The sequence below is a fragment of the Flavobacterium weaverense genome, from assembly GCF_003688495.1.
In the GTDB taxonomy this organism is placed as follows: domain Bacteria; phylum Bacteroidota; class Bacteroidia; order Flavobacteriales; family Flavobacteriaceae; genus Flavobacterium; species Flavobacterium weaverense.
This window is the reverse complement of record NZ_REFH01000010.1, coordinates 142213-153822: the sequence shown is the minus strand read 5'-3', so window position 1 is coordinate 153822 and position 11610 is coordinate 142213. Positions and strand designations below refer to the sequence as shown.

Annotated in this window: 12 protein-coding genes; 5 read left to right on the top strand and 7 right to left on the bottom strand. The window is 33.9% G+C overall.

Features of this window, described 5'->3' with window-relative positions; genetic code table 11:
- Window positions 1–53 precede the first annotated feature (53 nt).
- Window positions 54–794, top strand: a complete 741-nt coding sequence (locus BC961_RS10540; protein WP_121925825.1) for a tyrosine-protein phosphatase — start codon at window positions 54–56, stop codon at window positions 792–794.
- A 170-nt stretch (window positions 795–964) separates the two neighbouring features.
- On the opposite strand, the gene BC961_RS10535 is transcribed toward BC961_RS10540, so the two are convergent.
- From BC961_RS10535 to BC961_RS10510, 6 genes are all read right to left on the bottom strand, one after another.
- Window positions 965–2932, bottom strand: coding sequence for a polysaccharide biosynthesis protein (locus tag BC961_RS10535; protein WP_121925824.1), 1968 nt, complete (start codon window positions 2930–2932; stop codon window positions 965–967).
- Window positions 2933–3122: 190 nt separating this feature from the next.
- Window positions 3123–3983 (bottom strand): glucose-1-phosphate thymidylyltransferase RfbA, encoded by an 861-nt coding sequence (gene rfbA / locus BC961_RS10530; protein ID WP_121925823.1) that lies wholly within the window; start codon window positions 3981–3983, stop codon window positions 3123–3125.
- 49 nt (window positions 3984–4032) lie between these two features.
- Window positions 4033–4383: a four helix bundle protein gene (locus tag BC961_RS10525; RefSeq protein WP_121925822.1), complete on the bottom strand. Its 351-nt coding sequence runs from the start codon at window positions 4381–4383 to the stop codon at window positions 4033–4035.
- 204 nt (window positions 4384–4587) lie between these two features.
- Window positions 4588–5634 (bottom strand): dTDP-glucose 4,6-dehydratase, encoded by a 1047-nt coding sequence (gene rfbB / locus BC961_RS10520; RefSeq protein ID WP_121925821.1) that lies wholly within the window; start codon window positions 5632–5634, stop codon window positions 4588–4590.
- Window positions 5635–5786: 152 nt separating this feature from the next.
- Window positions 5787–6641, bottom strand: a complete 855-nt coding sequence (rfbD, locus tag BC961_RS10515) for a dTDP-4-dehydrorhamnose reductase (protein WP_121925820.1) — start codon at window positions 6639–6641, stop codon at window positions 5787–5789.
- 411 nt (window positions 6642–7052) lie between these two features.
- The gene (locus BC961_RS10510; RefSeq protein WP_072993066.1) at window positions 7053–7256 is read right to left on the bottom strand and encodes a hypothetical protein; all 204 of its coding nucleotides are present in this window, start codon (window positions 7254–7256) and stop codon (window positions 7053–7055) included.
- Window positions 7257–7624: 368 nt separating this feature from the next.
- On the opposite strand from BC961_RS10510, the gene BC961_RS10505 reads away from it, so the two are divergent.
- From BC961_RS10505 to BC961_RS10490, 4 genes are all read left to right on the top strand, one after another.
- The gene (locus tag BC961_RS10505; RefSeq protein WP_121925819.1) at window positions 7625–7933 is read left to right on the top strand and encodes a hypothetical protein; all 309 of its coding nucleotides are present in this window, start codon (window positions 7625–7627) and stop codon (window positions 7931–7933) included.
- A 449-nt stretch (window positions 7934–8382) separates the two neighbouring features.
- On the top strand, window positions 8383–9138 hold the full coding sequence (locus BC961_RS10500) for a hypothetical protein (protein WP_121925818.1): 756 nt from the start codon (window positions 8383–8385) through the stop codon (window positions 9136–9138).
- Between the two features lies 1 nt (window position 9139).
- Window positions 9140–9553 (top strand): DUF5675 family protein, encoded by a 414-nt coding sequence (locus BC961_RS10495; protein ID WP_121925817.1) that lies wholly within the window; start codon window positions 9140–9142, stop codon window positions 9551–9553.
- 12 nt (window positions 9554–9565) lie between these two features.
- Window positions 9566–9793 carry a hypothetical protein gene (locus BC961_RS10490; protein WP_121925816.1) on the top strand — a complete coding sequence of 76 codons (228 nt, stop codon included), beginning with the start codon at window positions 9566–9568 and terminating at the stop codon, window positions 9791–9793.
- Between the two features lie 920 nt (window positions 9794–10713).
- Here BC961_RS10490 and BC961_RS10485 read toward each other — a convergent pair.
- Entirely contained in the window at window positions 10714–11025 is a 312-nt protein-coding gene (locus tag BC961_RS10485; RefSeq protein WP_211331317.1) for a hypothetical protein, read from the bottom strand.
- Window positions 11026–11610: the final 585 nt, after the last annotated feature.

Sequence of the window (11610 nt, the reverse complement as noted above, 5' to 3'; positions counted from 1 at the left end):
CGAATAATTGAAAGAAACCTCATATAGAAGTACTTTTTTTCTACCTTTGACTTATGTTTTCAATATTCAAATCAAAATCAGTTTTAAAGGATTTAATTCCAGATCATCACGTTGACATTCATTCTCACCTTCTGCCTGGAATTGATGATGGAGCTAAAACTTTTGATGATACTTTACGACTTACTATAGCACTTCAAAAAATGGGGGTAACTCAATTTGTTACTACACCTCATATAATTCAACATGTTTGGGAAAACACACATGAAATTATAGAATCAAACAAAGTAAAAACAGTCTTACAGTTAAATAAAAACAACATTAGTGTTCCATTTAAGGCTGCCGCCGAATATTTGATGGACGATCAATTTGTGCGTCTTTTTCAATCAGGTGAATTGCTTACCTTAAAAGATAATTATGTATTAGTAGAAATGTCATACATAAATGCACCTATACAATTATATTCCATATTATTTGATTTGCAAGTAGCTGGATATATACCAGTTCTTGCGCATCCCGAGAGATACCTTTTTTACCATAATAATTTCAGCGAATACCAAAAATTAATCAAGGCAGGTTGCCGCTTCCAACTCAATCTTTTATCCGTAGTAGGTTATTACGGAGCAGGTATTACAAAAATAGCAGAACAACTTCTAAGTAAAGGAATGTATAGCTACGTGGGATCTGACGTCCATCACAATAATCATATTGCTGCGTTTAATCAGAAAGTTCAAATCAAAGATCTAAAACCTTTAACTGAAGCAATTTCTAATAATCAGTTCTTTAAATTTGGTTAGCGCTATTGTTTATAAAATGCAGTTAAAGTAAGTAAAGAATTGTTTCACTCTAATGTCCAACAAAACCGAGACAAAAATCAAAACTATAATTTTTACGTATTGTTCCAAACAAAAAAAGTTCGAAGAGAGTTATCTCTTCGAACTTTTTTTTTAAAACATCAATTTTTAAATTACTTATCTAATAATTGAAATGTCGAGTTCATACTCTTAAATTCAGGTACGATTTTTTTCATCTGCATTACAATATCATCATTTGTTAAGAAGTTTGCTTTATGAATTAATTCTTCAATACTGCTATTTAAAATTTCGTAATCATCTTGCTCATCTTCGGCAATCATAATTTTTTCGTGATAAGTTGGTAATGTTTTTGAAGTATCGTTCAATAACTCTTCATATAATTTCTCCCCTGGTCTTAAACCAACAATTTGAATCATAATTTCCTTGTCTGGAATAAAGCCGGCAAGTTTAATCATCTTTCTTGCTAAATCAATAATTTTAACTGGTTTACCCATATCAAAAATATAAATTTCTCCACCATTACCCATCGCTCCAGCTTCTAAAACAAGCTGACAAGCCTCGGGAATAGTCATAAAATATCTTATTATATCTGCATGAGTTATGGTTACTGGACCACCCTCAGCAATCTGCTTTGTAAACAATGGCACCACCGATCCGTTAGAACCTAAAACATTCCCAAAACGTGTTGTTATAAACTTTGTTGTTATTTTCTCATCGCCATTCTTACTCTTTAACTGTAGAGATTGTACATATTTTTCAGCTATCCTTTTACTAGCTCCCATCACATTACTTGGGTTTACGGCCTTATCTGTAGAAACCATAACGAACTTCTTAACTTTATATCGGCATGATAAATCAGCAATGTTCTTAGTTCCTTCAATATTAGTTAAAATTGCCTGAGCTGGATTTTGCTCCATTAACGGCACATGTTTATAAGCGGCAGCGTGAAATACAACTTGAGGTTTATAGCGACTAAACACCTTTTCCATCGCTTCTTTATTTCTTATATCTCCAACCAAAGATATTATTTTACTAGTCGAGTTTAAAGTTTCAGTCTCTAATTGTAAATGATGTAAAGGAGTTTCCGCCTGATCTAAGATGATTATTTTCTTAGGGTTAAAAGTTAAGACTTGTCTAGCAATTTCGCTACCAATCGAACCAGCAGCACCGGTGATTAAAATCGTTTTATCTTTTAATTGTTTCGAAATTAACTTACCATCTAGAATAATAGGTTTCCTTTCGAGTAAATCTTCAATCTGTATTGTTTTTACTTTTTGAGAGATTTCTTTCTGATTTTCCCAGTCGGTAATTTTAGGCACATTATAAACCTTGTAATTAAATTCAAGACATTGGTCAATAATAACCAATTGCTCGTCTTTTGTTAAGCTTTTATCAGCTATAATTACTGCCTCCGCACCGATTGAGCGCATTAACGTTGGTAATTTTTTCTTTTGAACTAATATGGGTAAGTCCAACATTCTTTTCGAGGCATTTTGATTCCTCTTATCAACGAAGCCAACAATCTTAAAACGAGTAGGAGTTTCGAACTTTAATGCATTAGCAACCGAAATGGCATTAGCATCTGTCCCGTAAATTATTGTTCTAATTAATTTTTCTTTTCCTGTTTCAGAAAAGTAAAGTTCAAACGTTTGTTTGATGATGACACGATATACAAAGAGACCGCAAAACGAAAGAACAATATTTATAAAAAAGGCAGTATTTAAAAATAATTTTATACCGTAAGCAAATTCATAGGAGAAATTTAAAAAAAGAAATACCACAAGAACTCCACTTTGAGAAAACAAAAGCTTTACTGCATCAATGTATGACGAGTGCCTAATAATTCCGGAATAGGTTCTAAATATCCAAAAAAAGAAAATATTTACGAAAAAGAAAGAAAGAGAAAATAATATACTGTGCGGAGTGATGATGTAGTCTAAACCGGTGCCTCTAAAAATAAGCAACGTAAAGAAAAACGAAAGTAATAATACACATAAATCTATTAGTACAATTACCCACCTTGGTAAATACCCTAAATTATGAATACTAAATTTAAAATTCTCTCTTGAAAAAAGAAGAGAACTCAAGGCCGTCGAATCAAATTTTCTATTTGTATTCAAAGTGATTTTTTAGGGGTTATTATTTTACTGCAACAAAAATAACATTAAATGATGTGCAAAAAAAATGCTAGTCAATTATTCTTACTAATTTCAAATATAAAATTAATGTAATGCAATAATTTTCTGTTTGAAAACCGGACTACACCGAATAAGGAAAAATACAAAATTAAAGAAATTATTATTACAACTTTTATTTTAACAAGCTTAAAAGGTATTCACCATAACCTGATTTTCTAAGTGGTTCAGCAAGTTTTTTCAACTCTTTCTCTGTAATGAAACCTTGTCGCCAAGCAATTTCTTCAATACACCCCACCTTTAAACCTTGACGTTCCTCTATGACCTGAACAAATTGTCCAGCCTGCATTAAACTATTGAAAGTACCTGTATCTAACCAAGCAGTTCCTCTACTTAAAATCCCCACTTTCAGAAGCCCTTTCTCTAAATAAACTTTGTTAACATCCGTGATTTCATATTCACCACGGGCACTTGGCTTAATATTTTTTGCGATTTCAACAACTGAATTGTCATAAAAATACAATCCTGGAACTGCATAATTAGATTTTGGCTCTAATGGCTTTTCTTCGATAGAAAGTGCCTTTAAATATTTGTCGAATTCTACTACACCATAACGCTCAGGATCCGACACGTGGTATGCAAAAACGACTCCACCCTCTGGTTTTGTATTCGATCGTAATAATTGATCCATATTAGCACCAAAGAAAATATTATCTCCTAATACTAAAGCAACACTGTCATTACCAATAAATTCTTCACCAATAACAAATGCTTGCGCTAAACCATTTGGAATTGCTTGTTCTGCATAACTGAATTTGCAACCTATTGATTTTCCATCTCCCAATAACTTTTTGAAATTTGGTAAATCATGTGGTGTCGAAATAATTAATATTTCACTTATTCCAGCCATCATTAAAGTGGATAACGGGTAATAAATCATGGGCTTATCATAAACAGGCATCATTTGTTTACTCATTACAAGTGTCAACGGATGCAAACGTGTACCGGATCCGCCGGCTAATATAATTCCTTTCATTTTTTATTTCGTAATTTGTAATTCGAAGATCGTGATTCGAATTAAGTAATTATTTGTTATTTACGTATCTAATAAGACCAAAAAGCATTTTTTTAATTTTTTCAATCTGATGTAGATAAATTTCAATTGAATTTACAAATTGCAATCGATTACATAATATTAATTGTGTTTCTAATTCTGATAATGACCCCATTGCAATATATAAAAATTGTATAAATTCTTTGTCACCTTTTCTGCTTGCTCCTTCCGCTATATTACTTGGGACTGAAACCACTGCTCTTTTTATTTGGCTAGATAATCCATATTTTTCATCTGAAGGGAAATTCTTTGTTAATGCATAAATGTCTTCAACTAGCAACATCGATTGAATCCAAACATCTAAATCTTTGTGATCTTTCATGTTTTATTTCCTAATTAATAATTCGAAATGCGTAATTCGAATCAATTCTTATTTAGTATTTATACATCGTATAAGTCCAAAATATGTTTAGTTATTTCCAAACTACGGTTACTCACATTTTACGCAGTTACAATGTATACAACATGAAACATTGATACTAATTCATTTTAAACATTTCACGAATTACAATTCACGATTCACGAATTACTTATACTGCTTCTCATAGTAAGTTGCGTATTCTCCCGAAGTAATGTTATTCAACCACGTTTCATTTTCAAGATACCAATTTACTGTTTTTTCCAATCCCTCTTCAAAGGTTACGGAAGGCTCCCAACCTAATTCTTTATTAATCTTCGTAGCATCGATAGCATACCTCAAATCATGTCCTGGACGATCTTTCACATAAGCAATTAATTTTTCTGAAGTTCCTACTGCTCTTCCTAACTTTTCATCCATGATTTTGCAAAGCAGCTTTACCAAATCGATATTTTGCCACTCATTAAAACCACCTATATTATAGGTGTCATGATTTATACCTTCGTGAAAGACCAAATCAATTGCTACCGCATGGTCTTCTACAAATAACCAATCGCGCGTATATTTTCCATCACCATAAACCGGCAAAGGTTTATTTTGAATTATATTATTTATAAATAACGGAATTAATTTTTCTGGAAAATGAAAAGGTCCGTAATTGTTAGAACAATTAGTCAAAACATACGGAAAATCATATGTTTCACCATAGGCTCTTACGAAATGATCGGAGCTCGCTTTAGAAGCGGAGTACGGAGAATTAGGGTCGTAAGACGTAGTTTCTGTAAACAATCCTTCTGAACCTAAACTACCATAAACCTCATCGGTGCTTATGTGATAAAAACGTTTATTTTCCTTATTGTCTTTCCAGATCATCTTAGCCGCATTCAGCAAATTGACCGTTCCAATAACATTTGTTTTCACAAATGACAATGGATCAGTAATGGAACGATCTACATGTGACTCTGCTGCCAAATGTAGTACTCCATCAAATTGATGTTCCATAAAAAGAGCATCTATAAAAGCAGCATCGACTATATCTCCTTTTACAAAAGTATAATTTGGAGCATCTTGAATATCCGTAATGTTTTCTAGATTTCCTGCATAGGTCAACGCATCCAAATTAAAAATTTGATAATTAGGATATTTATTTACAAAACGTCTTACAACATGTGATCCTATAAAACCCGCTCCACCGGTTATTAAAATTTTTTTCATTTCTATTTTCTTTGTTACGAATTTTACGAATTATTTTTTTTTTAAAAGTCCATGAAAGATTCTTCATCAACTACCTCTACAAAATCAAAGTTCTATAAACTATTTAATGATTAAAATCTATCCGATTAATTCATTGTTAAATTCGTTTTAATTTATAATAACTCCATCATCTTTCTCAAACTTTCTTTATAATGAGGAACAACCACACCAAAAGTAATTTTTATTTTACTTTTATCCAATAACGAATAGGCTGGTCTTTTAGCAGGTGTCGGATAATTAGAGGCTGAAATTCCGTCAACTTCACACTCAAAACCGCCAATTTCTTGAATCGCTAAAGCAAATTCGTACCAACTAATTTCACCTTCATTCGAAAAATTATAAATACCAGGTTGCCAATTTCTATGTTCGATGATGGTCATGATGGCTCGTGCTAAATCAGCGGCATAGGTTGGGCTTCCTATCTGATCATTAACCACATTTAGACTATCCCTTTCTTGCATCAGGCGAGACATCGTTTTTACAAAATTATTCCCAAAACTGGAATATACCCATGAAGTGCGGATAATTATTGCCTTTGGATTTTGTTGTACACAAGCTTTCTCTCCTGCCAATTTAGTAACACCATACACATTAATAGGATTCGTTTGTGCGGTTTCGGTCAAAGCCACCGCTGAGTTGCCGTCAAAAACATAATCAGTAGAAACATGTATTAACTTACATTCATTAGCCTGACTCCATTTTGCCAAAATCGCTACCGACTGATGATTTAATACATCTGAAAGTTCCACTTCCGTCTCTGCTTTATCAACAGCAGTATGTGCTGCGCAATTAATAATGATTTGAGGATTGATTTCTGCTACTTTTTCCTCTAAATTAGTTAAATCACATAAATCCAACTCTTGATAATCAGTAAAAATCCACTCGTATTGGGTTTTATTTACAGCAATTTGTCTCAGCTCTGAGCCTAATTGACCATTGGCTCCTGTAACTAGTATTCTTTTTTTCATGTAATATTATGTGTTTTCTAAAATTAATGGTAATGGTAATTGCAAAAATCAATAGCAATGACAAAAATCAATGACAGTGGCAAAAATTAATGGCAATGGCAAGTATTAATTACAAAAATCAATAGTAATGACAATTGTAACAATTAATAACAAGTGCCTCAGCTATGTTTACTATAATTTAGCACTTTTTCTTACTCCTGCAAAAATAGTTAATTAATCAAATATAAATAATTTGAACTGAAAATTATGCTGCATTTTTAAACCATAGAAGATACATCCGCATTAGAAACATATAGCACAACTTGTAATCCACTAGCTAACAGACACCTACCTAAAGAACTTGACTGAACTGGTTATTGAACTAGTTCTCTGAATCTATGAAAAGGTATATGAGCACTTTAACTCAACTGTTTAACCCACAATCAGCGGCTGTACCAGTTCTAATTTTAAGCCCGTATACAAACAAAATTCTTCAATGCTTACGAATTGATGTTCTTGTTTATTTAATTGCTTTTTAATAGTAATTAAAAGTAATCGTGCATAACGATAACTTTTTCCTGTAATCCTCTGAACGTCTTTCGGGTAAATACATACTCTTTTCAGTTCTGTTTTCATGCTTTATCCATGCTTTATCCATGCTTTTGCTTGCTAGTATCTCTATTTTTATTTGCAGAAGCAGAATTTGCTTTTCAAAGTTATGGAATATTATTTATTTAATAAGTAAATGCTTATTTTTTTGAGTTATCGATTGTGGGTTATCCGTTTTCTGTTATGGGTTGTCTGTTTTCCGTTATGAGGTAGCTAGTATGTGATTAGCCACAAAGGCGCTAAGGTTTTCTGTTTGCGATTATGAGTTATGAATTATGAGTTATGGGTTATCTGTTTTCCGTTATGCGTTATGCGTTATGCGTCAGCAAGTTTGTGCTTAGCCACGAAGGCGCTAAGGCACGAAGGTTTTTATTTTCGGTTATACGGTATCGGTTATGAGTTATGGGTTATCTGTTTTCCGTTATGCGTCAGCAAGTTTTTGTTTAGCCACGAAGGCGCTAAGGCACGAAGGTTTTAATTTTAGGTTATACGGTATGGGTTTTATGCTTTGGGTTTTGTTTGTAGAAACGGAAAAAATTTGCATCGATCGTCTTTTAGAGTCGTTGCGAGGAACGAAGCAATCGTACTTAGTGATGAATTATACGCGTTTTGGATTAGCGTTTTGGTTAGTAAATAGTTACCACCCCACCCGCTGCTGCGGGCACCCCTCCAAAGGAGGGGAATTAGATAACGGAATTAGATAGGGGAATTGGATAGGGGAATTGAAAGAGCAGCTGAGATGGTTAACTGTTTTGCAAGAAGAAATCTGTTCCATCTAATGGTTTATTTTATCATTCTCATGAACGGATTAATCTCCTAGATAGGTAAAATTTCCTATTTTTTAAGGATTAGGAATAAACAATCTGACTAGTTTAAAGTAAAAAGGCATTCTTATTTGGTATTGAAATGTGGCTTGATAAAAGATATTGAACACTGTTTTCCAATGAAACATAGAATTCTATGGTGTCAAAATAGGCTATTATGATCTTATTAGTCTTTTATGGTCTTTACAGAACCCTACGCTATTGATTTACAATTAATTAAACAGAGATTTGTACTGTAAATCCGCTTTTAGATGCATCGAAATTGGTTTTATCAGGTTTGAAAAAATGTACCTAACATTTTATACATCTACATTTAACAATTAGAAATTATGGCCCAACAAAAAGGTATTATTAAATTAAGAGGTACTATCGGAGATATTACTTTTTACAAGACTAAAGATGGTCATCTAGCCCGCGAAAAAGGAGGCCTTGATGCAAAAAGAATTGCAAATGATCCTGCTTTTCAACGTACACGAGAAAATGGATCTGAATTTGGAAGAGCTGGAAAGGCAGGTAAAACATTAAGATTATCACTGCGCACCTTGCTTTTGAACTCTTCTGACAGTAGAATGGTGAGCCGTTTGACCCAGTCTATGATTAAGGTTATTCAAGCTGATACGACTAGCATACGTGGTTTGCGTAATGTAATTGATGGAGAAGCCGAATTGTTGACAGGATTTGACTTTAACTTAAACAGTACCTTAGGCTCTTGCCTGTTTGTTCCCTACGTTAGTAACATCGACCGTGTTACTGGTGAAATATCGGTTACCATTGCTCCTTTTGTTCCAGCAAATATGATTTCTGCTCCCTCTGGAACGACTCATTTTAAAATTATTTCCGGAGGAAGCGAAGTTGATTTTGAGGCCGAAACCTTTGTTTCTGCCAATAAAGAAACTGCTCCTCTACCATGGAATATAATTCCTACAGTAGCGATAAATCACGTTAATACGGTAACTGCGAATAGTACAAAGCCTCTTTTTCTAGCAGTGGGTATTGAATTCTACCAAGAAGTTAATGGTCAGATGTACAGTCTAAAAAATGGATCGTATAACCCATTGGCGTTAGTTGCCGTAAGCGGACTTTAAAATGGTTTTGGTTTTAACCAGAACTTATTTTCCCGTAGGAACCAATGGAAAACTTGTATATCAAGGTCGGTTAATATGTTATACGATTGAGCTGCCCTACAAGCGTAACCTACCACAAGTTTCCTGTATTCCAGAGGGAGAATATTTTATCGAGAAGCGTTATAGTAAGCGATTTGGCTGGCATTTTGAAATTTTGGATATTCCTAACAGGAATTTGATCTTGTTTCATCCTGCGAATAATGCCCTAACTGAACTTCGAGGGTGCATTGCACCCGTGAGTCAGCTTTCGGGTGCCGGTTCTGGAACCCAGTCTAGAAAAGCTTTTGACACGCTTAAAAAGTTGATTTATCCTCAGTTGGAAACCAAAGAGAGTATTTTATTACTTGTTCAATCTTATTCCTTATCGGAATTATAAAAAGATAAAATTATGACTATATTAAAACGAGCTAAGGCTCCTACTCCGAAATTTTTTAAATTACTTCGTACTATTGGTCTTGTTATGGCGGGAGTTGGTGGCAGTATTATGGCAGCCCCTGTTGTTCTGCCGCTTACAATAGTTACCCTAGCGGGATATTTTACAGTTGCCGGTGGTGTTCTCTCGGCAGTTAGTCAATTGACTAGTGATCATAATTCGGAACTTAATGCAAGGGAGTAACAGTCCTTTAATAGGGACTGCTAGTGGTACTTTTTTGAGTGTCTTGCCGAATTTAAATTCGGATGATTTATTGAAAACTATTTTACTTGGTGTTATTGGCGCAGTTGTTAGTTTCAGTATTTCTATACTGCTTAAAAAAGTGTTTCGAAAAGAGAAGTAATTGAATTATTTCTTTTATGATGTTTTTGTTTGAGAGTCCAGACTTTGTGTCTGGACTCTTTTTTTTTAGGGGTTTCTGTTATCGGTTATCTGTTTTGGGTTATATGTTTTCCGTTTTGGGTTATATGTTTTCCGTTTTGGGTTATCTGTTTAACCATTAAGGCGCTAAGGTTATCTGTTTTCCGTTATGCGTTATGCGGTAGCTAGTATGTGATTAGCCACGAAGACTCTAAGGCACGAAGTTTTTTGTTTTCGGTTATTCCCTTCGACAAGCTCTGGGTGAAATTGTTATGGGTTATATCGGTAGGCACAGAAACAGTTCGGGTTGTGGAGTCATTGCGAGGAACGAAGCAATCGCATAACGAGAGTCATTCATATTCGTTTTTGTCTACTTGCCTTTTTTTTTAAATGAGTTTCTTTGAAATTAAGTTTTCAATTTTTTGCTTGATGAACTCTGCGCCTCCGGTTATGATGACGGTAACAACTAATCATTGATGGTTACTCCAGTTTTTACTTTTTTCATGGATGATATTGTCATTGATAATGGTTAACGATTTAGTTTTTGAGTAAATATTTACCACCCCACCCGCCGCGGCGGGCACCCCTCCAAAGGAGGGGAATTCGAAACGGAATTGAGAATTAATTGATGGGAGGTTATATGAGAAGTATTGGAAATAAGGTTATTTATTATGGAGCTATACTTTAAAGGGGGCATGTATATATTATGGGGTGTGTACTGCAGACATTCTATCTTAAAGTATTTATATCTCCAAAGTGTCTGCTTCTGAAAAGTTAAATAACTGAACTGAACTGGCTTTAAATGGATTAAAAGTAGGTATGTATTTTATATAACCTTTATCATTGAGTTCTCGCATACACTTGTGATAAGTAGCTCTAGATCCTATTTTACTGCTGAGCATCATTTCCTCACGGGTGATGCTGATGGGGTTTTGGAAGTGATTGATGTTCCAATACTGAAATAAAGTAAAGTACAAACTGATGTGGGTGGGATGAATTGTTTGGTCTTCAATTAAGCGATCAAATAAGCAAGTCAGGTGTTTGTTTGGTTTCATTTTTTTTAGATGTGGGTTACTGTTAAAATGATTGTTTATTCGTAATCGTAGGTTAATGGTTTAGTGTCTTTTTCGGTGCTGCTCGTTGATTATAGCAGCACTATTGCATATTGCTTTGGATACAAATCCTATATATTTGACATGCATCATTTGTAAAATCTTCTTTATAGAATTTCTATTATTATACCAATTTCGTTTTAAATATACTGTTTTGTTTTTTGTCAAATCGAGCCCTTCGCATGCGCTCAGGACAGGCTTTTAGTCGAGATTATAAATGACTTGTAAAAAAGGTTTCGACTGCGCTCAAACGGACAAAAATGAATAGCCTTTTGCAGTATATTAAAAGACGAAGTGGTATTAGTGATTAGTAAATAGTGATTAGTAAATAGTGAATAGTAGATAGTAATTATACCAACTGTGCTTTAAATTTACTGTTATGTTTCTTGTCAAATGGAGCCCTTCGAATGCGTTCAGGACAGGCTTTTAGTCGAGATTAGATATGACTTGTAAAAAGGGTTTTGACTGCGCTCAACAGGACAAAAATGAATGGCCTTTTACAGTATATTCAAAGATGAAGTGGTTTTA